This window comes from Paenibacillus phocaeensis, from assembly GCF_900021165.1.
GTDB classification, from domain to species: domain Bacteria; phylum Bacillota; class Bacilli; order Paenibacillales; family Paenibacillaceae; genus Fontibacillus; species Fontibacillus phocaensis.
Map to the genome: position 1 here is coordinate 19,981 of NZ_FCOQ01000024.1, position 25,366 is coordinate 45,346.

A 25,366-nucleotide genomic window follows, 5' to 3' on the forward strand; every position below is an offset into this window, starting at 1 on the left:
TCAAATAAAAAAGCTATCGGGATTTTGCATGTCCGACAGCCATCCATGATCTATTTACGATAATCTTCAAAAATGCATACCGGCGTGGTTTAGAAACTGTTCCGTTCTTTGATACATATGCTCGTCCCCGACGGCGATAACGATGTCGCCTTCCCTCAACACCACATGAGGCCCGGGAGATATGGTCACTTGAGTCCCTCGCCGTAGGGCGATGATCGTGGCTCCCGTGTTCTGCCAAAACTGCAGATTTCCAATCGTTTTGCCGACGACGTGCGAATGTTCATGGATGCGAATCTCCACGGGACGGTACGGCCTTAAGTTTTGCAGCCGGTCCGAGGCCTCGATAATTTGTGAAAATAAACGCTCGAATTTACGGTCCATTTCCCGCTTCTCCTCAAGCAACTGCTGAAGATCTTGCTTCAACGTGTGAGCGGATCGCAAATAATTGTTGCGCGTCGTATACTCCAATGCCTTTTGATCCGATAGCACGATGATCTCTTTGCCTTGGGAAACCGATACGATACTCTCATCCTTCAACAAACCGATGGCTTTGCGGATGGTTTCCGGGGATACATGGTATTGGCCGGCCAATAGCGAACGCCCCGAAATTTTGCTATTCACTGGAAATTCGCCGCTGACGATTCGCCCGGCGATATCCAACGCGATGGATTTATATCCCGTCTTTTCCTGCAAGGTCCTCTGCTCCTTAACCGATGATTCTTGATTGTACTCCACTTTCTCCATAAAATCACGGAGTTGATATTTTCGTTCGCGACCGCCTGGCGTTTCCAGGTTATAGCAAAAGGGCTGAGAGAATGGGTGTCCTCCTCAGCCCTGGCTCCAATATTTCCGATTTACTCAGCAAATTCAACGTTGTGATAAACCTGTTGCACGTCTTCCAGGTCCTCCAGCGCATCGATCAGCTTCTCGAATTGCGCTTCGGCTTCCTTATTAGGCAAAGTGACATAGTTTTGTGCAAGCATCGTCAATTCCGCAACCGTAAATTCGGTAATCCCGGCGTTCTTGAGCGCTTCCTGCACCACATGGAACTGATCCGGTTCGGCATAGACGATGACCGACTCGTCCTCTTCTATGATATCACGCACCTCAAGATCAGCTTCCAGCAAGATTTCAAACACTTCATCGATCGTTTTGCCTTCCATGCCGATAACCGCGGTTGCGTCAAACATATAAGAAACCGACCCGCTTACGCCCATGTTCCCGCCGTTCTTGTTAAAGGCAGAGCGTACTTCCGGAGCAGTACGGTTTACGTTATTCGTCAATGTATCTACAATCACCATGGATCCATTGGGGCCAAAGCCTTCGTAACGCAGCTCTTGATAGACTTCATCCGAACTGCCCTTCGCCTTGTCGAGCGCCCGGTCAATGATCGCTTTAGGTACATTGTACGTTTTGGCACGTTCTAGAACAACCTTCAAGGCGCGGTTCGATTCTGGATCCGGCTCGCCTTTCTTGGCGGCAACATAAATTTCAACGCCGAACTTCGCGTAGATTCGACTGGTGTTGGCGTCTTTCGAAGCTTTCTTCTCTTTAATATTATTCCATTTGCGGCCCATACTCTTCCCACTTTCTTAATAATCTACCCAACTATTATAACCAACAACTGATTTGGCGGCAATGAATGACATCGTCCGAGCTTGCAGCAAAGAAAAAATGCCCCATGATACTCCCATAGGACATTTTTAATCACTAGATCGGCTAGACTCAGATTACAGCATCTTGGTCGTCCAAGACTCGCAGTTCCATGTCTCTGTCACAACGTCGCGGTAAAATTCCGGTTCATGCGAAATTAACAAAATACTGCCTTTGTAGGCCTTGAGCGCGCGCTTCAGCTCATCTTTGGCGTCAACGTCCAAATGGTTCGTCGGTTCGTCTAGCACGAGCAAATTGGTTTCCCGGTTAATCAGCTTGCACAACCGCACCTTGGCTTTCTCGCCCCCGCTCAGCACGGCGATCTTGCTCTCGATATGCTTGGTCGTCAGGCCGCATTTCGCCAGGGCCGCACGCACCTCAAACTGCGTAAACGACGGGAACTCGTTCCAGATTTCCTCGATGCACGTATTGTAGTTGGCCTCCTTCATTTCCTGCTCGAAGTAGCCGATTTCCAGCAGGTCCCCGAGCTGCACAGAGCCGGAGATCGCCGGGATTTGCCCCAAAATGCTGCGCAGGAGCGTCGTTTTCCCGATCCCGTTTGCACCGACGAGGGCGATCTTCTGCCCGCGCTCCATCCGCAGATCCAGTGGCTTGGACAACGGCGAATCATAACCGATCACCAGATCCTTCGTTTCAAAGATCAATTTGCCGGAGGTCCGTGCATCCTTGAAGTTAAACTGCGGTTTCGGCTTCTCCTTGGCCAGTTCGATGATTTCCATCTTGTCGAGCTTCTTCTGCCGGGACATCGCCATGTTGCGCGTCGCCACGCTCGCCTTGTTGCGCGCCACGAAGTCCTTCAGATCGGCGATTTCCTGCTGTTGCCGCTTGTAAGCCGATTCCAACTGCTGTTTCTTCGCCTCATACACCTGCATGAAATTATCATAATCGCCGACGTAACGGTTCAGCTCTTGATTTTCCATGTGATAAATCAGGTTAATAACGCTGTTCAAGAACGGAATATCGTGCGAAATCAGGATAAATGCGTTCTCATACTCCTGTAAATAGCGCTTCAGCCATTCGATATGCTGTTCATCCAAATAGTTGGTCGGTTCGTCGAGCAATAGGATATCCGGCTTCTCCAGCAGGAGCTTGGCCAGCAGCACCTTCGTCCGTTGCCCCCCGCTGAGATCGTTGACGTCTTTATCGAGCCCGATATCCGTCAAGCCTAAGCCGCGAGCGGTCTCATCGATTTTGGCATCGATCAGGTAGAAGTCCTGGTTCGTGAGCGTATCCTGGATCGTACCCACGTCTTCAAGCAGCTGCTCCAGTTCCTCCGGCGATACCTCTCCCATTTTGCCATACATCTCATTCATCTCTTGTTCCAGATCAAACAGGTATTGGAAGGCCCCGCGCAGCACGTCGCGAATCGACATCCCTTTCTCTAATACGGCATGCTGGTCCAGGTAACCAACGCGCGTGCGTCTGGCCCATTCGACTTTGCCTTCGTCTGGCTGAAGCTTCCCCGTAATAATGTTCATGAACGTCGATTTGCCCTCGCCGTTGGCTCCGACCAGTCCGATATGCTCGCCTTTTAGCAGGCGGAAGGACACGTCATTGAAGATAGCCCGGTCTCCAAAACCGTGACTCAGTCGTTCTACGCTTAAAATACTCATGGATTTTTAACACCTTTTCTATAGGAAATATGTTTGGTAACACTCGGATAAGCAAATAAGGGTACACTCGACATATTATACTGGTTAACCGGGGCAAAGCTCAATACGGCGGGGAAATTTAGTAGAAAAAAAGCGCCGTCCCGAAGTTTCTTCGGGCGACGCCTGCATAAATTCCCCTAATAACCTAAAATCTCGTCGATTTGCTGAAGCTCCTCTGCCGTAAACGACGATTGAGCCAATGCGCCAACCGCATCCTCGATTTGACTGACTTTGCTTGCGCCGATCAGCGCGGAGGTCACCTTGCCGCCGCGGAGCACCCAAGCCAGAGCCATTTGCGACAGCTTCTGCCCTCTTGCGGCAGCCAGCTCGTTGAGTTGCTTGACCTTCGCGATTCGTTCCTCACTCAAGTCCTCCGGACGTAGGAAGACGCTGGGGCCGGCAGCGCGGGAATCCGGAGCGATTCCGGTCAAGTAACGGTCGGTCAGGATGCCCTTCTCAAGCGGGGAGAATACGATCGAGCCGATTCCCTCTTCCTCCAGGACGTCTTGCAACCCCTCTTCGATCCAGCGGTTCATCATCGAATAATTCGGTTGATGAATGACGGCTGGCGTGCCGAGTTGTTTCAGAATTCGGGACGCTTCCCGCGTCTCCTCCGGACGATAGTTGGACAATCCAACATATAACGCTTTCCCTTGACGGACAACGAGATCGAGAGCCGCCATCGTTTCTTCGAGCGGAGTATTAGGGTCGGGACGGTGATGGTAGAAGATGTCGACATACTCCAGTCCCATCCGCTTTAAGCTTTGATCTAAGCTCGAGACCAAGTATTTTTTCGATCCCCACTCTCCGTAGGGCCCTGGCCACATGTAGTATCCCGCTTTAGTCGAGATAATCATCTCGTCCCGATAAGGGCGCAAGTCTTCGCGCAGCACCCGGCCAAACGTCTCTTCCGCCGAGCCTGGCGGCGGTCCATAGTTGTTGGCCAAATCGAAATGCGTGATGCCTAAGTCGAACGCTCTATGAAGCATAGCCCGTCCATTTTCGAGCACATCGATACCGCCGAAATTATGCCATAGCCCCAGCGAAATAGCCGGGAGCTTCAACCCGCTCCGTCCCGACCGGTTATATGTCATTGATTCATATCTGTTGTCGGCTGCCTGATACATGGTTTATTGACCTCCTTTAGTTCATCTCTGTTCAATATAATGCATCAAGATCCGCATACCTATATCCGTATGGATGATTCCCATGGCATAATGTCTGATTTTTGCAAATGATTGCGATAGTCGGAAGGCGTGGTGCCGATCGTTTTCTTGAACATTTTGGAAAATAATAAAGCATCCTGATAACCAACCGAACGCGCCACCTCCGCGATGGAATAATCACCTTTTCGCAGCAAGCCGCAGGCTTTCTCCATTCGGTAATTCAGCAAATATTGCTGCGGCGGCATCCCCGTTGCCTGCTTAAATAACGAGGATAAATATTTGCGGTCCAGCCCGACAATCGTGGCTAATTGACGGATCGTCATCTCCTCGCTGTAATGACTGTGCAGAAAATCCAGGCAGCGATGAATGTACGCATCTTTGGCCTGATGGGTTGACGAAGCAGAATGTCCAGTTGAAGGAATAAGCTCCACCATCAATGTCAGAAATTCATGCAGCAGCGCTTGCATTCGCAAATCGCGAGTTGCGGCCATCTCCTCCGCTTCACTTAGCATCTCGTACAACTGCGGCATCAATCGCGTATCCATTGGAAATACAGGAGATCGCGGGGTCAACCGGGTTCGGCTTAAAATATCGTCTACCTGATTACCGCAGAAGCCGATCCAGGAATACGTCCAGGGATCATGTTCATCGGCTTGATAGAAGATCACGTGCTCGGGGTAGGCGATAAAAGCTTGTCCTCCGGTCAACTCGTAAACCTCCCCTTCCACTTTGACCATGCCGCGACCGGAATGAATAAAGTGGATTTTATAAACATCTCGAATCCCCGGACCGAAGGAATGAAGCGGAGCACACCGTTCTTTCCCCCAATAACATAAATACAAATCCGGAGACTCGCGAAACGGCCGGTCCGGATTATAATGGAATATGGCTCCCACAGGATGAACTCCTTTTTGCTTATTACTCTTACCGTACTTCCATCTCCATCCTAATGGATAACGCCTATGTAATCAATCGAGCTCACTTAAAAAGCGCAGCAACTCGTCTCTCGGTGTGCCGCTGCGCTCTCCTCTCGGGTGCCGCTGCGCTCTTCTTCTGTCTGTTCCGTTACTTGGCCCGCTTAGGGGGCCCGGGCGGGTTCGTGGACTTGTTGAACCATATTTGAAATCGTAATCGAATTGACACAGGTCCATGTCCACCCAATGGCATAGCGATACGCCTCCTCAATGGTATGGGAGCAAACCGCCTATAGCGTGCCCCCCTCGACATTTCCTTGGCTGATTTCGCGTATGGACAATTACCCATTCTCCTTCCGGGCGAATATAATGAGTTAATTCTAAGTCTGGAGTGTGAAATCGTGGATAATGCATGGAAACATGAGCATTTAGCTTGGCATGAAACGATGGAGTTGCACGAGCTGGTCGCATTTCAATCAACTCATTTGGCCGTTTTCAAGAAGAAATTACCGACCATTCAAGAGCCTGCTCTTAAAGCGCTCTACGCTGAAACGATCAAGGCGCTGGAGCAGAATTTACGCGAGTTGCTGAAATTTTATCCAATGGCACCAACGATGGCACGCAACACATCACCGGATATGACCGCCGTTGAAGCGGCTACGCTGCTTGGTTTCCTGAAGACGGCTGTCCGCAACTATGCGATAGCTATTACCGAAACTGCCACACCGCAGCTTCGCGATACGTTCCAAAAGCAGCTTCTCGGCGCAATCGCTTTACATGCCAAAGTGTTCAATTTTATGTATCAACATGGTTATTATCCGTCGTACAATTTGGAGCAGTTGCTCGCAAACGATGTGAAAATGGCCAACAATGCGCTAAACCTATAACCGTGAACCAAGCCCCTCCCCGGGGCTTGGTTTCTTTAGCTCGCGCTTTTTTGTTCCTTCGCTTCGGGCTGGTCCTAATTGTTAATCTGTGCTGTAATCGCCTCAATCGCATGATTTACATTCGTTGGAGCGGGTACTTTCTTCACCTCATCTTCAGTCTTATCCCGCAAATTCGGATGATCTGCACGGATCGCTTTACTTTTGTTGCTCATGGTAGATCTCGAATCTGGTTTTTCGTAATACTAGGTTAACATAATATTATTTATGTTAGAAGTAGAAGCCCCTGATATTCAATCGGTGTTTTTGATCATCCCTTGACGAGTAGAAGTGAAATTAGTTGTGTCTGTGCAGTTAATTCTCGCCTTTTCGGCAAATCAGGCCCAATAGTTGCTCATATGCAGTTAAATTTGCTCAAACAGCCCCATTCCCCGATTATCGCCGAAAATAACTGCATACAGACAACTAATTGCCCAAAAACGGCGGTTTCTCCGAAATTAACTGCAGTTCCGCACTTATGGATAAAAACTAAAAGAGCACTGCCGGATTAACGGCAGTGCTCTTTGTCTTTGCTTGGCGGCGTCCTACTCTCCCAGGACCCTTCGGTCCAAGTACCATCGGCGCTGGAGGGCTTAACGGTCGTGTTCGGGATGGGNACGTAACTCGCCGGTTCATTCTACAAAAGGCACGCCATCACCCATAAAGAGGGCTCTGACTTCTTGTAAGCACACGGTTTCAGGTTCTCTTTCACTCCCCTTCCGGGGTGCTTTTCACCTTTCCCTCACGGTACTGCTTCACTATCGGTCACTAGGGAGTATTTAGCCTTACCAGATGGTCCTGGCAGATTCATACGGGGTTTCACGTGCCCCGCACTACTCGGGATCCGTCTCGGAGGGAGCACACTTTCGATTACAGGGCTTTTACCTTCTTTGGCCGGCCTTTCCAGACCTGTTCGTCTAATATGCTCCTTTGTAACTCCGTGTGAGACGTCCCACAACCCCGAAGAGCAAGCTCTTCGGTTTAGGCTAATCCGCGTTCGCTCGCCGCTACTGACGGAATCACTTTTGTTTTCTCTTCCTCAGGGTACTTAGATGTTTCAGTTCCCCTGGTCTGCCTCTTCGCATCCTATGAATTCAGATACGAGTGACTAGGTATTACCCTAGCCGGGTTTCCCCATTCGGACACCCCCGGATCGATGCTTGCTTACAGCTCCCCGAGGCAGTTTCGTTGTTCGCCACGTCCTTCTTCGGCTCCTAGCGCCTAGGCATCCTCCGTGTGCTCTTAGTAGCTTAACCAACTACTAGTTTCACTTGTTTTGACACAAGTTCAGCTAAAAGGATTGTTCTAAAACGCAAATTTCGTTTCGTTTATCCAGTTTTCAAGGATCAANAGTTACTCTAGAGGACGTTCTTCCCTGGCAACAGAGCTTTACGATCCGAAAACCTTCTTCACTCACGCGGCGTTGCTCCGTCAGACTTTCGTCCATTGCGGAAGATTCCCTACTGCTGCCTCCCGTAGGAGTCTGGGCCGTGTCTCAGTCCCAGTGTGGCCGTTCACCCTCTCAGGTCGGCTACGCATCGTCGCCTTGGTGAGCCGTTACCCCACCAACTAGCTAATGCGCCGCAGGCCCATCCGTAAGTGACAGATTGCTCCGCCTTTCCCAAGCTCCCCATGCGAGGAACTTGTGTATCCGGTATTAGCTACCGTTTCCGGTAGTTATCCCAGTCTTACGGGCAGGTTGCCTACGTGTTACTCACCCGTCCGCCGCTAAGTTAATCAAGAGCAAGCTCCTAATTAACTCCGCTCGACTTGCATGTATTAGGCACGCCGCCAGCGTTCGTCCTGAGCCAGGATCAAACTCTCCAATAAAGGATGGAAGGAATCTCGAACCCGAAGGCGTCGAGGTCTTCCATCCAAGGTGTTTGACTTGCTCATTTAAACAAACTGACGAGATTTAAAATCTCAGTTTATTACTCACTCGTTGTTCAGTTTTCAAAGATCAACTTCGTTTGCTACCGGCCATTTCAGCGCCGGAAGACTATTATATCATTTCAGCAAGCTTTGAAACAAGAAGTAAATTCTGCCATTTCACTCACCGCCTACCGTTTAATCGGCAGGACATTTAATATAACATGGGAACGAGCTTCGATTCAAGCGTAAGTTTTTTCCAATGTAAGTATTCCTAAGCCTTCTTAACGCTCTGACGGGCCAGTAATGCAACAGCTTGAGACTGCTACTTAACGGGCCGGATTATGAATATATCACGACTTCAACCTCACAAGCAAGCAGAAAATATTCCCAACTCCCGCCTTCATCCGTGAGACTCTCCTTGCAGAATCATCGGCAGCTCATAGCAGCCGCGCTCATTCAAGAACTGATGACATGAAGGGAGAGACATCCGGACCACGCATTAGGGCTGTCCCTCTTATCCTCCATCAGTTGACGGAAATCGCAAAAAACCGGCGAGCGTTGCCCGCACCTGAGGACTGCCTCCTGATCTGAGCCCGCTGCCGGCTTTTTTCACAACTCGCCCGGTTGTGTTATGAATTCAATTGATCTTCCGCTTCCGCCAATGCTGCCTGGTCTTCGGCCAAATCCTCCTTGGCCCGCTCCATCGGCTCGGTGTTCATCCGGCCGTCGGCCTGGGCGATGGCGTTTTCCGCTTTTTCGATTGCGTTGCGGGCCCCTTCCACCGTTTCGTTGCTCGGATGCGATTGAGCTTGGGTTACCGCGCGATGCGCTTTCTTAACCGACTGCTGCGCGAGTGAGATCGGATTTTGTGATTGCATGCTAGAAAATGGGTTTTCCATGTTCAGCCTCCTCAAGCGATAATGAGGTTAGGATGCGAAAATAAAGCTGAAATCATGCACGAAACCGCATCCCCCCCGCCGGAACGTCCGCTCCTCGAGTACAAGCCACTCCATGCGCCGAATCTGCGTCGTAACCATCAGCACGTGAAAACCAAGCCATGCTGACATTTCATCGTCAATTGGATCAACCTCCGCAGTCGCCCTATGCCATACACAATCTCACGGCCTCGGAATCATGCAGACGGGATGCTAAACCCTTGGCCTGCAGCATGACGCTCCCGATTGCGCAACTTTAGCGGAACGTAGAGCCGTTATTTGAACATTCCCCGGTCATTTCCCGCTTTAACGGAACCAGAAGCCGCTATTTGCCGACAAATGGAGCTGCTGGAGCCAATTTCGCCCTCATAAGGTCTCCTCGTTCCGTTAGAACTCGCCGTCTCGTGTTTGCAGCCAAATAACGTCTTTCAGTTCCGTCAGCGAAGCGTCCTTCGTATCCTTCATGTCCGTGGCGACCGTGGTGTCCTTAATGTCCATGGCGACCGTGGCGACCGTGGTGTCCTTCACGTCCATGGCGACCTGGCATCCTTGGCATCCTTGGCGACTTGGCGTCCTTGGCATCTTTAGCGTCCTTCACGTCCGTGACGTCCTTCTCGTCCTTGACATCATCCCTGGCGTCCTTTTTTCGCTCCCTGCGCTTTTCTGCTACAATAAAGTTGTTTGTACATACGCAATCTGAGCATACGGAAGGAGTTATAGCGATGGAAGCTTTCGAGGTTCTCCTTGAAAAATACGCCGAACTGGTCATCCGGGTCGGTGTCAATATTCAGCGCGGTCAAAACCTGATGTTGACCGCGCCGCTGGAAACCGTAGACTTTACACGTCGGCTGGTGGCCAAAGCCTATGATGCCGGAGCCAAATACGTCCACGTCGATTGGGAGGACGAGCAAGTGACCCGCATCCGCTACGAACATGCGGCAGATGAAACCTTGTCCTACTATCCGCAGTGGCTTGCCGATATGGCCGAGCAATTCGGGGAGGAAGGCGGCGCGATTCTTCGGATTAAAGTGCCGGATCCGGAGCTGTTCCAAGGCATTCCTTCGTCCAAGGTTTCTGCCGCGGTCAAAGCGGCGGCCAGAGCACGCGAGAAGCATTCCGCCCAAACGCGCAACAACCGGATCACCTGGTCACTGATCAAAGCGCCAACCAAGGCGTGGGCGAATAAAGTGTATGCCGATCTGCCTGAAGAGCAGCGTATCCCGGCTATGTGGGAAGCCGTGTTCCAGATGAACCGCGTTGACCGCGAAGATCCGATCGCCGCTTGGCGCGAGCACATCGAGCAACTGAAAGAAAGACAAGAGCATATGAACGCCAAACGTTACAAGAAGCTGCATTATCGCGCTCCGGGCACCGATCTTCACGTTGAGCTGCCCGAGGGCTATCTCTGGCTGGGCGGCGGTGATTACAATGCGGCCGGCAACTATTTCGTCGCCAATATGCCAACCGAGGAGATCTACTCGATGCCGCATCGCACAGGCGTGAACGGCACCGTAGCCAGCACGATGCCGCTGAATTTGAACGGCCAGCTCGTGGAAGGCCTGACGTTGACGTTCAAAGACGGCAAAGTAGTCAGCTACGATGCGACATCCGGCCGGGATCATCTGGAGAACCTGCTCAGTACGGACGAAGGCGCGATGCATCTGGGGGAAATCGCCCTGGTGCCGCATAACTCGCCGATCTCCCGGTTGAACCGGATATTCTACAATACCGGAATCGACGAGAACGCCTCTTGCCATTTCGCTTTGGGCAGCGCCTATCCGGTGAATATCGAAGGCGGTGCCAAGCTTAGCAAGGAAGAGCTGCTGGCAAAAGGCGCCAACGTCAGTCTTACGCATGTCGACTTCATGATCGGCTCCGCGGAGCTTGATATTGACGGCGAACTGCCCGATGGTACCATCGAGCCGGTATTCCGCCAAGGGAACTGGGCGTGAACCACATCCTTCTCAATACTCAATAAGCAAAGCTCTCCTCCCCGCCAAGCGGAAAGGAGAGCTTTGCTTATTTCATCCCGGTATAGATGTGAACCGCATCCCGCAGGAACTCGGCCGTGCCCGGCTGGTCCTTGTCGTAATAAGCTTTGAAGCGCTCATCGTCGACGTACATTTGCGCCAGTCCGGCATGAGCCTCCTTGCTGTATTCGTTCCAATAGAACGTCAGCCACTGCTTATGCAGCTCGACAGCCTTCTGGGCCAGCTCGCCGGAAGGATCGCCCGTCTTGAAGGCCTCGGCCAGCGTGGCGTTCACTTCGTTTGCCAACTGCGTAACCTTCTCGTATTCTTCTTCGGTCATGTTCATCAGCTTCCGATTGGACTCCTGCACCTTGGCTTCACCGTATTTTTCGCGGATCTCCCGGCCATATTTCTGCTCGTTCTCCTCGATCAGCTGTTTTTTGAAGCCTTCGAATTTTTCTGGATCACTCATCGTCATTCTCCCTTCCTGTGACGCCATCGTTTTCTCCACATTGGCAATTAACGCGTCCAATTGCTTGCGTTTGTCAAGGAGCTGGTTTCGGTGTTCCCTCAGCGCACGGGCGCTGTCAAAGCCGGGATCGGTCACGATGGACCGAATATCCTCCAAGCTTAAGCCAAGCTCCCGGTAGAATAAGATTTGCTGCAGCAAATCCACTTCCCGCTGCCCGTAAATACGGTACCCCGACGAGTTCGTTCTTGCCGGCTTCAGAAGGCCGATCTCATCGTAATATCGCAGCGTCCGGGTGCTAACCCCGGCAAGGCGGCCCAGCTTCTGAATGGTGTATTCCATGTGCTCACCTCCTGACAAATCTCATGATAAACGTTGACGTTACGTGAAGGTCAATTCCTTTTTTCAAAAAAAATTCAAGCCCAGCTCGGACGGCCTGCAATCACCGTCTCTCCGGTGCGAGCTGCCTGTTCAATCCTCATCCCGAGATAATGATCCTGCGCCGCTTCCCATAACCCGTAAAAAGCCGGTCCGCCTTGAGCAAATACGCCCATCTTCTCCAGGCAGGCTGCAATCGCCAGCTCGTCATCGTATAATCTGGCCGGCGCATACGGATTCGTATACAGCCACTGCTCTCCGCATAAGATGCCGTGCAGATAATATCCTTCCTGGTTCTCCTGCTCCCCTTTGTTAACCCGCTTGAACTCCATCTGCAGCGGAAGGGTATCCTCCTGCTGGATCAATACCCGCGAGTCGAAGATTTCTCCCCGTTCTCCGCGAACGCAGCAATGATTCGAGCGGATCCAGGAGCGATGCTGATCGCGGGTGAAATCGTAAATCCCCAGCCGATCTCCGAAATCCAGCCAGGCCAGCTCTCTGACGGAGGGGACAAGCCGGTCTTCCTCAGGAGGACCGCTTCGCGTCGGTCCCTGCACCCAGCTCGTCTCAAACCGCATCGCCCGGATCTGCACCTCTTCGAAGCCCACTCCCAGCAGCCGGCGAATCAGGCTGACGCCATGGTACAAATGGGAGACCGATACAGTTGCCTCCGTGATTCTCCCGAGCCGGCCCGATTCGATCAATCGGAGACGAGCTTGTTGGATTGGATGCAGATGATATTGCTCCGCGACCTGGATTGGTGCGCTGCTCCCGCCGAGCCGCGAATGCAACAGCTCCAGCCCCGCGAGGTCTGCAGCCGGCGGCGTTTCCGAGAGGACGGGAATTCCCGTCTCGGCCAATTGCAGCAAATAAGGCAGCATCTCCGTGCCGCTGACCGACAGGACGATAAAATCCTGCTGCTCCTGCTGCAGCAGAGCTTCCACGGAGCGGTACGTCCGCACCCCCCATTGCCGCTCCATCATCAGCGCCTTGGCTTCATCACGAACGACCAGTCCGCCGAGCTGAAATCGATCCGGCAGCGCCCGGGCGATCCGTAAATAATATTGGGCCCGAAAGCCCGCCCCGCCGATAAGACTAAAAGTGACCGCCATGCCTGCTTCCCTCCTCTACGATCTCACGCCAATTGGTTAAACCGAGGCGCTTTTCCGAAAACGCTCTCATTTCCACAAATCCGCTTCGACAGCCGGCAGAACCTCCTCTCTCCCCTAGTTTCTTTATTTAATCAAATCAGTTGGGTTCATGCCGGTAATTTTTTTAAATAATGTGCTAAAATACGGCACGTTTTTGTAGCCCACTCGCTCCGCAACCTCATAAACAAGCATATTGCGCTCCAGCAGTAGCTCGCGCGCTTTCTCGATCCGCACCCGGGTCAGGTAGGTGTTGAACGTTTCGCCGGTCATATTTTTGAAAATGATCGACAAGTGATTGCGGGAGATGTAGAGCTTCTCCGACAATTCCGCCAACGTAATGTCCTCGGCATAATGCTCGTGGATATAGCCGGTCATGTAATCCACCACCTGCCGGTGCTTGCTGTTCCCGCGCCATTCGCGGCTGGTGCAGATCAGGGTGATTTTGTCCGACAGCCATTCCGTGAGTTGCTCCGGGTCGGTTAACCCAACCAGTTCCCTGGTGATCTGATCGCCGGGCACGAGGTCATTGAGCAGGACGCCCGTTTCATACAGACAATACGTAAATACGCCCCACAGCTCGCAGGCAAGAATTTGCACCGCTTCAGGGGTCATCGCCTTCTGCAGCTCCAGCCGGCTGAGGTAATCCGCCACCAGCTTCTTCGCCTCGGCTTCCTGAGATCCTTTCAACGCAGACGCCAATTCCACATAGAACTTCACCGAAAATAAATTCGCCGCTGCCGCGTTCCTATCTTCGTCTTCTCGATAAGCGTACAGCGCATACGCCGGGTCCCGCCGTCCCGTCCTCATGTCAATGGCGCGGAACGCTTCTTCCGTCGAGTCCGGAATAGTCTGCCATTGCAGCTTGACGCTTCCGATCCCCACGCGTACAACCAGCTTAAGATAGCTGCGAATCGCGTCGATCAGCTTCACGCCCAGCTCATGCAGCTTCGGCTCCAGCAGCTCTAGCGGCTCATGGCTCCGCGGATGGACCAGCAATACGGCTCTCGTGCTGTGCAGCTCGATATATTCCAGGGTTCCGAACATTTTCCGCGCCACCTCGCAGGCAATATTGCGGATCGCAAACCGGAACAGGTTCCAGTCGGACAGGGAAAATTCGCTGACGCGAGCATCTCTGACGAGGTCGATGCCAACGGTGACATGGCGGCACTCCGTCCAATACCGATACGGTTCCGGGAGCCGGCCTTCCTCGCGGTAGGAGCTGTCCAGCGTTCCCACAACCGCCGAGCGCACCCACTCCTTTTCTATGAAAGGTTCGTACAAACTCAGCTTCCGTTCCATTTCGCCTTGTTTCTGCCGATTCTCTTCCTCCTGGGCCAGCTCGCCGATGACCTTCGTCAAGATCGTCTTCAGCGAGGGGACGCTGATCGGCTTGGAGACATAGTCGCTGACATTAAAGCGCAGCGCTTGCCGGGCATGCTCAAAATCCGAATAGCCGCTGAAAATAATGACCTTTCCGTTGTACCCTTCTTTTCGCAGCTGTTCAATCATATCGATGCCGTTCATCGCTGGCATATAAATGTCCGTAATGATGATATCCGGATCCGTCTCTCGAACCACATTCAGCCCGTCTGCGCCGTTCTGCGCTTCTCCCACCCATTTCGCCCCCAACTGCTCCCAGGGGATTGCGCGTTTCATCCCTTGCAGCACTTGGCGTTCATCATCAATGATGGCGATTTTCCACACCCTCATCTACCTCCTTGACTGTTCTCCCAGATGCTCTATCGTATCGGACACCGGACACGACACACGGTCACGCGGCGGGTCCAGGCTCTAACGGTTCGCCAAGCGGGGGCACCGGCGGCTCCAGCAGCTTCGGCAGCGTAATAACGACGCGGGTTCCGCCTTCCTCCCGTTCGGTCAGCTCCACGCCGTAAGCGCCTTCAAAGTACCCGGCGATTCGTTCCTTCACGTTGCGGATGCCATAACCTCCGGTTCTCCGTTTTCGTTCACGATGCACGGCTTGCTGCAGTCCGGCACCGTCATCGTCGATGGTGATCACGAGCAGGTCCGGATGCTCCTCCAGCCGGATCCCAACCTTGCCTCGGGAACGCCCGTTAAACCCGTGGACGATGGCATTCTCCACAAACGGCTGCAGCGTCAGCTTCGGCAGAAACAGCTCTTGAACGGAAAACGGCGCTTCAATCGCATAGTCCAGCTCCCCTCCGCCTCCTGCCTGCCAGCGCAGTTGCTGAATCTCCAGGTAACAGCGGATATGCTCCAGCTCCTCGCCGATCGTAATAAAGCTGTTGCCGTTGGATAAGCCGATCCGGAACATCCGGCCCATCAGCTCGAGGATTCGGCTGAGCTCGTCCTGCCCCGCTTCAATCGCCATCCAATTCAACTGATCCAGCATATTATAGAGGAAATGCGGGTTAATGTTGGCCTGCAGCGCTTCGATTTCCGCTTTGCGCTGCTGCTCGTAACGCCGTTGCAGCGAGCGGTACAGCTCTTCAATCTGCTCCATCTGCTTGCGGTACCCGGCGAACAGATAACCAAATTCATTTTCGTAATCGTCCGGCAGATCGACGGGATGCCCTCCACTGCCATTGTTACCGCCACCCACGAAATATTGCCGCATCGCGGTTACAAGCTGCTTGATCGGCTTCGTAAACTGGCGGCTTAAATAGAGGGTCAGCAGCAGGACCAGCAGGATGGCGATGACCCCGATGACCCCGATAACCAGCGCCAGACGGAAGCTGCCGTCGATGATCTCGCTCCAGGGCGTAATTTCTACAAGCATCCAATGGGAGTCCCGCAACTTGGAATAGACCAGCAGCGAATTGCCCAGCTCCTGATCGCCCCGAATATGCACATATCCGGACTGATCGGTTTTTACGTTGATCCATGGGGACAGCTCGGCATGCTCCGGTACCCGGCCGGTCTTCACCGTCTGCTGCCCCAGCGTATCGATCATCATCCGGTTGACCGGTGCGGAATGCCCCGCCAACAGCTTCTGAATTTCCTTCGCTTTGACGTGGATGACCAGCACGCCGAGATATTTATCCTCCTCGACGATTTTGCGCGCAAAGCTGAGCACCGGCACGTCCCCCTGGAAGCTCGGAATTTCATGCTCGCGGGACCAGGCGAAATCATTCTTGTCCAGCGCCTCCGCCCACTCCTGCTTGGTCAGATCGCCTAACCCGCGGAATTGGATATAGCTGTTCGCGTCCCCTCTTAAAGGGCGCTCCATATATAAGTCAATCCCCTGAATAATCGGGATCGAATAGGTCAGGTTGGCCAGTGCGCGTTCCACGCTGACCGAACGGCGGTGCCGATCGTATTCATCCTGCCGATCCCGCAGAAACGTGATCAACTCGTTATCGCGGGACGTTGACAACGAGATCTGTTCAATGGTCACCAATCGAGTGGTGATTTCGTTGTTGAGTTCATCCAGCAACAGCTGCTGGTAATGGGAGCTTGTCTTCGCCAGCTCGTTGGATGAGATGCGGTAACTGGCCCAGGCGATGCAAGCCAGCACAGCTACGATAAAGATGGAGAAACTGCGAAAAAACAAGCTGTCGATCCGGAATTTCTTAAACGGATTCTTCATCTCAAGGCTGCACTCCCTTCAGGTGTAAGGAAAAAACGGTAAAGCCGCGAAGAAAATTCACGCTTTACCGTTATATAATTGGCCGTTCGCCGCCCTTATCCCTTTATACCGGTTGTGGCAATCCCTTCGACGAAGTATTTCTGCAGGAACATAAAGATCAGGGTGGCCGGAAGGATAGACACAAGCGACATCGCCAGCAGTTGTCCCCATTCCTGAGCGGATTGAGAGTCGTTAATCATCCGCAGCGCCAGGCTGACCGTATATTTGTCCACCGAATTCAAATACAGCAGGTGGCCGAGGAAATCGTCCCAGTTCCACAGGAAGCAGAAGATCATGACGGTTACGATCGCCGGAACCATCAGCGGCATTACGATCCGAAGATAGATGCCAAACCAGGAGCAACCGTCGATTTTGGCCGATTCGTCCAGCTCCTTCGGAATGCCGCGCACGAACTGAATCAGCAGGAAGACGAAGAACGTCCCGCCCGCGCCGCCGGCTAGCATATGCGGCACAATAAACGGCCAATACGTGTTCACCCAGCCCAGTTGATGGAACAAGGCATATTGCGGAATGATCAACACCTGCCCCGGCATCATCAGTGTGAGCATAAACAAGGAGAACCAGAGGTTCTTAAGTGGAAAATTCAATCTTCCGAACCCAAACGCAACAAGCGTGCTGGATACCAGCGTTGCCGCGATGACGGCGGCCTCCAGGGCGAAGGTGTTCAGGTAAAAGTCGGTGAAGGAGTGGCCCGGCACCGAATTCCAGCCCTTCACGAAGTTGCTCCACTGTGGAACCGAAGGGAAAATGTTCGGCGATGCCAGCTCACCGTTCGTTTTGAGCGACGCGCCGATCCACCATAGGACCGGATAGACCATCACCAGACTGAACAGAATCATGAAGAAGTGCCGAATCAGCGGCTTCCATTTGAAGGTCATTTGTCCTTTCTCCCTTCCGGTTCCGTTTCATAGAACACCCAATATTTCGAAGTTCCTGCAATGATTAACGTGGCCACGACGATCATAACCAGCATAATCCAAGCCAGGGCTGAAGAATACCCGAGCTGATACCGGCTGAATGCCCGCTCGTACAAATACATCGCGTAGACATAGGTCGAGTTCATCGGACCGCCGTTCGTAATAACAAACGCGGATGTGAACATTTGAAAGGCGTTGATCACGCCCATCACCAGGTTAAAATACAGGACCGGCGACAGCATCGGAAGCGTGATGTTAAAGAACTGGCGCAGTTTGCCGGCCCCGTCCACCGCGGAAGCTTCGTACAAATCGCCAGGAATTTGCTTCAGCCCCGCCAGAAAAATCACCATCGAGGAGCCGAACTGCCATACCGTGAGGAGGATCAGCGTGCTTAACGCCGTATCGGGACTGGTGATCCAGCCTTTCCCTTCGAGCCCGAACACCCCGATGATTTTGTTGAAGATCCCGTCCACGCCGAAAATATTCCGCCATAGCAGCGAGACGGCAATGCTGCCCCCGATCAGCGATGGGAAATAGATCGCCGTGCGGTACAGGCCAATCCCCCGCACCGCCCGGTTCAGCACGATGGCAACGAGCAGCGCCACAATGAGCTTCAGAGGAACCGAAGCGAGAACATACAGGAACGTGACCTTGACCGAAGTGACGAACTTGGAATCCGCGGTGAAGATCATCTCATAGTTTTTGGTGCCCACCCAGTTGATCGGCTCCAACAGCGTGTAGTCCGTAAACGAATAGTAGAGCGATAAGATCAGCGGGTACGCCGTCAGCCCGAGAAAACCGAGCAGCCACGGCGAAATGAATAAATAGCCGGCTACCGGCGCATTCCATCTTTTCCGGAAAGACCGGCGCTTGTTGAGTACTGGCGTGTCTTTGACAGCCACGGCCGCGGAACTTTTCATGCTTGCTTCACCTCTGCAGTTTCTGAGTGCTTCTAACTCAAGTATAGGGCGGGCCCGCAGCCGGTTGTAGAAGAGGAATCCTCGAAATCTTTTAAAATATCACGAAAATCATCAATAAATCCGCCGGCCCTGCTGATCGGGAATGCCGCTTTTCCGGTAAAAGTACGTGTTGATTTGATCCCGCCATTCCTTGGCATGCTCCGCTTGCTCCGCCAGCCTCTCGGCGACTTGACGGTGCAGCGGCTCCTCCATCAAGCCGGACAACCCGGACCAGAGCTCGATCCATTTCTCCGCTCGTTCCGCTCCTTCGAAATGGGTGTCGTAAATATGCTGAATCACTGTTTTGCCCGAATGCAGTTTATGGGTGTAAGGAACGTGATGGAAGAACAGCAGCAGCTCGTCGGGACAGGTCTCCAGCGACTCGTACAGGCTTCGGTTCGGATCCGCATATTGTGACGTATAACCGGTTCCCGTGGCGGCCGTCCGGTCAACGCCGATGCCATGGCAATCCGCGAAATGGTATGTCCCCCACATCGAGTATTCATAACCGTCCACGTTGGGGCCGTAATGGTGGTTCGGATTGACCATAAAGCCGATGCCGAGCGGCGCCGTATAGCTTTCGTAAATGCTCCAGGAATCCATGAGAATGCCGCGTATGACCTGGATCACCCGTTCGTCGCTACCGAATACCAGCCGAATCCATTCATCCGCGATCGCTTCGGCGCTAAGCTCCGGATTCCAGGCGAGCCGCCCGTATCCATACAGATTGGCCTGTGCCAGCAAATGTCCGGTCCAGTTGGCATCGCTGCCGATATTCGATACGGCGGCAAATCCGCTGTAACGGGAGCCATGCAACGAACCATCCACGATCCGCTTCACCGTCGAGCCTTCCCCATTGAGATGCGTGTCGAAGTCCAGCACCTCTTTCCATTGGGGAACGAGGTAGCAGACATGGCGCTGCTGTCCGGTATACTCCTGAGTGACCTGGAATTCGATGATTTGATTCGTAGCAGGCATGGCCCCCAGCAGCGGAGATACCGGCTCGCGCACTTGAAAATCAATCGGACCGTTCTTGACTTGGAGGATGACATTCTCCTTGAAGCGCCCGTCAAGCGGGACAAAATGATCGTAGGCCGCCCGAGCCCGGTCGGTCTTGCGGTCTCGCCAATCCTGCTTGCAGTTGTAGACGAAGCAGCGCCAGATCACGAGCCCGCCGTAAGGCTCCAGCGCATCCGCCAGCATATTGGCGCCGTCGGCATGGTCCCTTCCATAAGTGAACGGTCCCGGCCTATTTTCCGAATCCGCCTTCACCAGGAAACCGCCGAAATCCGGAATCGCTTGATAGATTTCTGCAGCGCGTTCCCGCCACCAGGCAGCCACTTCCGGATCGAGCGGGTCGGCGGTGGATAGGCCTCCAATCTCCAGCGGGGCGGCAAAGTTAATGCTAAGGAACAACCGAATGCCGTATGCTCGGAAGAGCTCAGCCACCTTGGCTACATCCGGTAACAGCGACCCCGTGATGAGCTCCGTTTCGATCCGATGCACATTCACATTGTTGATGGATAACGCGTTGATCCCCGTCGAAGCCAGCAATCGCGCATAATCGCGAAGGCGATCGAAGTTCTGCGCAAACCGGTTATTCTCATAAAAGATCGAAGCCCCGGCATAACCGCGCTCGATGCTGCCGTCGATATTATCCCATTGATTCAGCATTCGCAGCCCATTTGCCGGACGTACCGCCACATCCAGCCCCTGGAGCGATTGTCCGGTCCCGATGCGGCGCAATACGTCGAACACGCCGTACAGCAAGCCAGCTGCGCTTTCCGCTCCGATCGCAATCCGCCCGCTACCGGGCTCCTGGCGCAAAGCGTATCCTTCCCGGCCCAGTCCCAAGCCCGCTTCCCCTTCCGGGAACACGCTGTCGACGGTCGGGCTTTGTCCCAGCAACCCCAGCACGAAGCAAGGGGCATCCGAAGCGGGTTCCGCGACGGGAACCTCCCGCCCCAGCATCCCGCTTAACCCTTTCGACAATTCCCAGGCTGCGGTAAACGCCACCGGTTCATCGGTTCCTTCGACGTGAATTTCTCTATACGGATGAAGCTCTTCACGTCTGGCTCCCGGCTCGATGTTTCGGTAACGCAACCAAGCCTCGTACCCCAATTCTACTTGTGCGTTTGCTTGATTCATGGAATCTCCCCCTGTCATATCCATTGAAATAGCGGCTCATTTTCGATCACATACACCGGAATGGACGGATAGGCCTCCCGAAGCCGAAGCGCCAATCGGTTCATGCCGGGCGCTTCGCTTGGGCCATGGCCAAGGAAGATCATGGCCTTCTCCCGCCCTTGATAAACGGCGTCGCGCACATACTCCGGTGCCTCCCATTCCGGACCTTCGCCAGCGATGATCACGTCGGCCTCGCCCAGCAGCGGGATGGCAAGCTCAGCTCCGCCGCGATAGCCGACCAGCACGCCGACCTTCCGGCAAACCATTGCCGGATTTCCCACGAATCGGACAAAGGAAAGCTTCAACCGTTGCTTCAGCAAGGTTGCCAGCTCGCCAAGGTTCACCGCAGGAAGCTCCAACAGTGCCGAAGCCGGTTCGTACGCGCATACCGTATCCTGCCAGCCGAGCTCCTCGATCAACCCGGCCGTGATCCCATCCGGCAATTCTCGGTGAATGCCGTCATGGTAACGGAACACGGCAAGTCCGAGCTCCTTCAGTCGGCGTTTCTTTTGCCGAACGACTTCATCCTCTTCGGTCCTCCGCCCGGCGGAACGATGGCTATAGAATAGCCCCTCGTGCGAGATCAACAGATTGGCACCCAGCGATGCCGCCTGTTCAATGGCCGCCTGTGTCGCCATAAAGGTGACGGCGATCCCGCGCACTTCTCCTTCCGGCTGCCCGGTAATCAGGCCATCCACAGTTCCCTCTATCCACCCTTTCGGCGTCAGCCGATCCAGCACCTCCTGAATGCGAAGCAAGGCCCATACCCCCTCTGGCATTTGGTAAAACCCCGCCCGGAACGGGAATCCTGTTCCGGGCGGGGTCGTTCACCTTATTCGTATGCAGCAGCCGCCTCTTTAAGCTGCTTGTACGCTTCTTCCGGCGTAATTTTGTTGAAACTCAGCTGATCATGCACCAGCGGGAAATCCTTATCGATATAGTTCGTCCAGCCCCCCGCACCGGCGGTCCAGGTTTGGCCGTCTTTCTCGGTGGCGCGGAGCAATTCCATTCCAATCTTATCGACGTCGCTCATGCCGGACTCGAGCGCTGCCGCGTTATCCTTGTTGACCGGCAAGCCCCGGGTTGTTTTGAGGATTTGCGCAGCCTCCGGATCATTAACGAACCAGTTGATGAACGCTTCCGCTTCCGCCTTATGCTTGGAGTTGTCCGATACCGACAGATACATCGACGGCTTCAGCCAACCGCCGGCTTCCTCGGCCCGCGGCATCGTCACCAGTGCGTAGGCGCCTTTCTTAATGCTGTCCCATGCGCTGTAGTTGTTGGAGAAGCTGTAACGGAACAGGATTTTCCCGGCAACCATCAAGTCCATTTGCGGGTCGAACTCTTTGTCGGAGGAGTTCACGTCCGCCGGCGGCACCAGGCCTTCCTTGCGGAGTTCCTCAAAGTGCTTCGTCCATTCCAGGAAGGAGGTTTCATCGATGTTGAACTTCCCATCCTCCGTAATGACCATGCCTTTGCCCTTGCTGTATTGGTAAGCAGAATACATGAAGTAGTTCGCTGCGTAATCCTTCGTGAAATATTGGCCGCTTGGCAACTTGCCCTTCAACTCTTTGGCCAGTGCGAAGAAATCGTCCCAAGTCCAGCCGTTTTCCGGATTTTGAACGCCCAGCTTATCTAGCGCAGCTTTGTCGTAAATCATCCCGAAGGCTACGGAGCCAAGAGGCACGGCGTATTGCGTACCGCCCGACTGTCCGCCCGCCAGCAGCTTGGGATCAATCTTCGACACATCCACTCCGTCGAGCGGAGCGAGTTGCTTGCGATTGGCCCAATCCGGCGCCCAGCCTGGATCGAGTTGGACGATGTCAGGGGCATTTTTTGCCGCCGCCTGCGTGGACAGCTTGTCCAGGTAACCGTCCATGCCGGAGTATTCCGGTTCGAAAGTGATGTTGGGATTGTTTTTCGTATACAAATCAAGGGCGGCCAAGGTCGCTTCATGCCGTTCCTGAGACCCCCACCACATGATCCGCAGCTTCACCGGCTCACTGCCTGAGCTGCTTACGGCATTGCCTTCGGCATTTGTTCCTGCCGGCTCAGCCGAATTTCCGTTCTTTCCGCCGCCGCAGGCTGCCAGTGACCCAACCAGAGTAACCGCAACCAGCGCCGTGAGTAAACGCTTCCATTTAAACATTGATAACCCTCCCATTTGAATCGTGAGTATCTGGTTTACACCTCTATAGTAACGACTCCAAATGGAAGTGGGTATGAGAGCAATGCACGATTTGTTTTAAAATTGCCCGATTATAAAGGTCCACCTCTACATGTCCCTTTCTTATTTAAAATAGGCTCCAATCAAAGGTCTGCGACAGCCGCTCGATGAGTTCGACCCCCGCGATGCTGTTGCCTTTGCGGTTTAATGCCGGTCCCACGACCCCAATGCCGTATCGTCCGGGTACAAGCGTCAAGATCCCTCCGGACACGCCGCTCTTGGCCGGCAGCCCTGCACTGATGGCAAATTCACCCGACCCGTTGTACATCCCGCAGGTGATCATAAACGTCTTGGCGATTTGCACGTACCGCCGCGGAATCAGCGTCTTGCCCGTCAGAGGATCGGTTCCTTCACAAGCCAGCACCAGTCCCATCCGAGCCAGATCCTCGCAGCACACTTGGATTGAGCAGTGGCGGAAATAGATGTCCAGCACTTCTTCCACGCCACAGCCCAGGATGCCTTTGTCCAGCAAAAAATAAGCCATCGACCGGTTCAAATGCCCTGTCTCCGACTCCGAACGGTAAACCTGCAAATCGTAATCCAGACCGGGGTTTCCCGCCAACTCGCGAAAAAAAGCCAAAATGCGCGCGGCTTTCGCCTCCGCATTCTCCCCTTTGATCATGGAGGAGACCACGATCGCGCCAGCGTTAATCAGTGGATTAAACGGAATCGCCGGCTGCACCAGTTCCAGCTTCATGATCGAATTGAAGCTGTCCCCGGTCGGCTCCATGCCCACTTTGGAGAAGACGGCGGCTTCCCCATGGTCCATGAGCGCAAGGATCAACGTGAATACCTTCGAAATGCTCTGCATCGTAAACGCTGCGCGAGCTTCGCCTGCGGAAACCGAATTCCCCCTGGCATCCAGAAGATGAATCCCGAGCAGATCCCGCTTCGCCTTCGACAACTCCGGGATATACTCCGCTACCTTGCCTGCAGCGCTAGTTCCCCGGCATTCCTCCACCCATTCTGGAAGGTGGAGCTTCAGTTGATCCCATTCGTTCATGGCCATGGCGCCCCCATTCTCAACTATGGCTGATCCTTTAAGCGTTCTTTGGCCAAACGGATCATTTCCTTGACCATCGAACCGCCGATCACACCGCCAACCTTGCCTGCTTTCGCGGTTGTCAAATCGCCGTTATCGCCTTCTCGCATCGTCACGCCCAACGATTGGGCTACTTCAAACTTCACGTCATCCGGCCGCTCCGGATTGACGTTATATCCCTCACGCTTCATTACTTCTGCCTTGAACCGGCTAAGTCGGACCGCCGGATCCGATTCCTGGCGACCGTTCCCGCCGTTCCCTCTTGGTTGTACCATGGATATCCCTCGCTTTCAAGTGAGAATTATCCATTAGAGTGCCCCTGGAGGGGTGAGATAAATCATAGTCCAATCGTGTGATAAAAAAGATAATTTAAGCCGATAATGATATTTTATAACCCTGATAAGGTAAGGTAGGCACGGACATGAATTTGGACCAGTATCGCCCCATGATTGAAAAGCCGCTTCGAGCTTCCCTGAAACCCGCACAGGAGGTTGGCATCATCCTGCTATCCGCTTTGCTTGTGGCGGCTGGGCTCGACTTATTCCTGATTCCGCATAAATTGCTGTCCGGCGGCGTAACGGGCGTCGCTTCCATCATCGGTTATTTGACCGGGTGGAACATCTCGCTTCTCTACTTTCTGCTGAACGTTCCGCTTATTCTATGGGGATGGAGAGCCGTAGGCCGCCGTTATATCGTGCTAAGCTGCATCTCCGTCGTCAGTACCACCTGGTTTATCTCGATCATCCCCGAGGTGCAAGTCACCCATGATCCGATTCTGGCGGCGGTATTTGGCGGTATTATTTCAGCGGCAGGCATCGGATTTTCACTGCGCGTTGGCGGTTCAACCGGGGGATTTGACATTCTCGGTTCCATCGTCACGCGAAAAAGGGACGTCCCCATGGGGAACATCCTCTTTCTGCTTAATGGGCTGGTGATCCTGGCGCTGGGCTTTTTTCAAAGCTGGGACTTAGCCTTGTATTCGATGTTGTCGACCTTCGTGAAAGGGAAAGTCGTCGATATGATCCACGTCGGGCATATCAAGGTGACTTGCTTCATCATTACGAAACGCAAAGAAGAGATGCTCTGCCAACTGCGCAAGCTGCATCACGGCATCACCTGCCTTCATTCCGAAGGGGGATACCGCGAGGAGCAGAACTATACTCTGATGACCGTAACAACCCGGTACGAGCTGGCGGCCGTCCGAAAAGCGGTGGTCGACACAGACCCGCACGCGTTCATGAATGTGGTCCAATCCGTTGAAATTCTCGGACGATTCACCCGACCGCTCAAATAGCAAAT

Annotated in this window: 21 protein-coding genes, 1 rRNA gene and 2 other annotated features; of the genes, 3 read left to right on the forward strand and 19 right to left on the reverse strand. The window is 53.6% G+C overall.

Going from position 1 to position 25,366, the window contains the following annotated elements:
• Positions 1-66 precede the first annotated feature (66 nt).
• The 5 genes from BN3795_RS16610 to BN3795_RS16630 form a co-directional block, all read right to left on the reverse strand.
• Positions 67-693 carry a TrkA C-terminal domain-containing protein gene (locus BN3795_RS16610; RefSeq protein ID WP_068785929.1) on the reverse strand — a complete coding sequence of 209 codons (627 nt, stop codon included), beginning with the start codon at positions 691-693 and terminating at the stop codon, positions 67-69.
• Positions 694-854: 161 nt separating this feature from the next.
• A complete protein-coding gene (locus BN3795_RS16615) occupies positions 855-1,577 on the reverse strand; it encodes a YebC/PmpR family DNA-binding transcriptional regulator (protein ID WP_068785815.1) in 723 nt (240 codons plus the stop codon).
• Positions 1,578-1,730: 153 nt separating this feature from the next.
• A complete protein-coding gene (locus tag BN3795_RS16620) occupies positions 1,731-3,287 on the reverse strand; it encodes an ABC-F family ATP-binding cassette domain-containing protein (protein WP_068785816.1) in 1,557 nt (518 codons plus the stop codon).
• Positions 3,288-3,463: 176 nt separating this feature from the next.
• Positions 3,464-4,453 (reverse strand): aldo/keto reductase, encoded by a 990-nt coding sequence (locus BN3795_RS16625; protein WP_068785817.1) that lies wholly within the window; start codon positions 4,451-4,453, stop codon positions 3,464-3,466.
• A 59-nt stretch (positions 4,454-4,512) separates the two neighbouring features.
• On the reverse strand, positions 4,513-5,388 hold the full coding sequence (locus BN3795_RS16630) for an AraC family transcriptional regulator (RefSeq protein WP_068785818.1): 876 nt from the start codon (positions 5,386-5,388) through the stop codon (positions 4,513-4,515).
• A gap of 464 nt (positions 5,389-5,852) precedes the next feature.
• Between BN3795_RS16630 and BN3795_RS16635 the strand changes: the two genes are divergently transcribed.
• Positions 5,853-6,293 carry a spore coat protein gene (locus BN3795_RS16635; protein WP_068785930.1) on the forward strand — a complete coding sequence of 147 codons (441 nt, stop codon included), beginning with the start codon at positions 5,853-5,855 and terminating at the stop codon, positions 6,291-6,293.
• Positions 6,294-6,861: 568 nt separating this feature from the next.
• Here BN3795_RS16635 and rrf read toward each other — a convergent pair.
• From rrf to BN3795_RS25610, 3 genes are all read right to left on the reverse strand, one after another.
• A 5S ribosomal RNA gene (gene rrf / locus BN3795_RS26325) occupies positions 6,862-6,974 on the reverse strand.
• Between the two features lie 39 nt (positions 6,975-7,013).
• Positions 7,014-7,571, reverse strand: a sequence feature (23S ribosomal RNA rRNA prediction is too short).
• A gap of 10 nt (positions 7,572-7,581) precedes the next feature.
• Positions 7,582-8,151: a sequence feature (16S ribosomal RNA rRNA prediction is too short), on the reverse strand.
• 679 nt (positions 8,152-8,830) lie between these two features.
• On the reverse strand, positions 8,831-9,100 hold the full coding sequence (locus BN3795_RS16640) for a hypothetical protein (RefSeq protein ID WP_068785819.1): 270 nt from the start codon (positions 9,098-9,100) through the stop codon (positions 8,831-8,833).
• A 423-nt stretch (positions 9,101-9,523) separates the two neighbouring features.
• Positions 9,524-9,670, reverse strand: a complete 147-nt coding sequence (locus BN3795_RS25610; RefSeq protein WP_198524743.1) for a hypothetical protein — start codon at positions 9,668-9,670, stop codon at positions 9,524-9,526.
• 188 nt (positions 9,671-9,858) lie between these two features.
• Between BN3795_RS25610 and BN3795_RS16645 the strand changes: the two genes are divergently transcribed.
• A complete protein-coding gene (locus BN3795_RS16645) occupies positions 9,859-11,088 on the forward strand; it encodes an aminopeptidase (protein ID WP_068785820.1) in 1,230 nt (409 codons plus the stop codon).
• A gap of 67 nt (positions 11,089-11,155) precedes the next feature.
• Here BN3795_RS16645 and BN3795_RS16650 read toward each other — a convergent pair whose 3' ends face one another.
• The 11 genes from BN3795_RS16650 to BN3795_RS16700 all read right to left on the reverse strand — a co-directional run bounded on the left by BN3795_RS16650 (position 11,156) and on the right by BN3795_RS16700 (position 24,342).
• Positions 11,156-11,917 (reverse strand): MerR family transcriptional regulator, encoded by a 762-nt coding sequence (locus BN3795_RS16650; protein ID WP_068785821.1) that lies wholly within the window; start codon positions 11,915-11,917, stop codon positions 11,156-11,158.
• Positions 11,918-11,991: 74 nt separating this feature from the next.
• Positions 11,992-13,065 carry a Gfo/Idh/MocA family protein gene (locus tag BN3795_RS16655; RefSeq protein ID WP_068785822.1) on the reverse strand — a complete coding sequence of 358 codons (1,074 nt, stop codon included), beginning with the start codon at positions 13,063-13,065 and terminating at the stop codon, positions 11,992-11,994.
• Between the two features lie 123 nt (positions 13,066-13,188).
• Positions 13,189-14,808 carry a response regulator transcription factor gene (locus BN3795_RS16660; RefSeq protein WP_068785823.1) on the reverse strand — a complete coding sequence of 540 codons (1,620 nt, stop codon included), beginning with the start codon at positions 14,806-14,808 and terminating at the stop codon, positions 13,189-13,191.
• A 67-nt stretch (positions 14,809-14,875) separates the two neighbouring features.
• Positions 14,876-16,675 (reverse strand): cache domain-containing sensor histidine kinase, encoded by a 1,800-nt coding sequence (locus tag BN3795_RS16665; protein ID WP_068785824.1) that lies wholly within the window; start codon positions 16,673-16,675, stop codon positions 14,876-14,878.
• Positions 16,676-16,770: 95 nt separating this feature from the next.
• Positions 16,771-17,613: a carbohydrate ABC transporter permease gene (locus tag BN3795_RS16670; protein WP_068785825.1), complete on the reverse strand. Its 843-nt coding sequence runs from the start codon at positions 17,611-17,613 to the stop codon at positions 16,771-16,773.
• Positions 17,610-18,572: a carbohydrate ABC transporter permease gene (locus BN3795_RS16675; protein WP_068785826.1), complete on the reverse strand. Its 963-nt coding sequence runs from the start codon at positions 18,570-18,572 to the stop codon at positions 17,610-17,612. The genes BN3795_RS16670 and BN3795_RS16675 overlap by 4 nt, the downstream gene beginning before the upstream one ends.
• Before the next feature lie 111 nt (positions 18,573-18,683).
• Positions 18,684-20,759, reverse strand: a complete 2,076-nt coding sequence (locus BN3795_RS16680; RefSeq protein ID WP_068785827.1) for an alpha-glucuronidase family glycosyl hydrolase — start codon at positions 20,757-20,759, stop codon at positions 18,684-18,686.
• Positions 20,760-20,773: 14 nt separating this feature from the next.
• The gene (locus BN3795_RS16685) at positions 20,774-21,556 is read right to left on the reverse strand and encodes a Nif3-like dinuclear metal center hexameric protein (protein WP_110945216.1); all 783 of its coding nucleotides are present in this window, start codon (positions 21,554-21,556) and stop codon (positions 20,774-20,776) included.
• A gap of 74 nt (positions 21,557-21,630) precedes the next feature.
• Positions 21,631-22,947 (reverse strand): ABC transporter substrate-binding protein, encoded by a 1,317-nt coding sequence (locus BN3795_RS16690; protein ID WP_068785829.1) that lies wholly within the window; start codon positions 22,945-22,947, stop codon positions 21,631-21,633.
• A 145-nt stretch (positions 22,948-23,092) separates the two neighbouring features.
• A complete protein-coding gene (glsA, locus tag BN3795_RS16695; protein ID WP_068785830.1) occupies positions 23,093-24,034 on the reverse strand; it encodes a glutaminase A in 942 nt (313 codons plus the stop codon).
• A gap of 17 nt (positions 24,035-24,051) precedes the next feature.
• Positions 24,052-24,342: an alpha/beta-type small acid-soluble spore protein gene (locus BN3795_RS16700; RefSeq protein ID WP_068785831.1), complete on the reverse strand. Its 291-nt coding sequence runs from the start codon at positions 24,340-24,342 to the stop codon at positions 24,052-24,054.
• Between the two features lie 146 nt (positions 24,343-24,488).
• Between BN3795_RS16700 and BN3795_RS16705 the strand changes: the two genes are divergently transcribed.
• On the forward strand, positions 24,489-25,361 hold the full coding sequence (locus tag BN3795_RS16705; RefSeq protein ID WP_198524744.1) for a YitT family protein: 873 nt from the start codon (positions 24,489-24,491) through the stop codon (positions 25,359-25,361).
• The last annotated feature ends 5 nt before the right edge of the window (positions 25,362-25,366 follow it).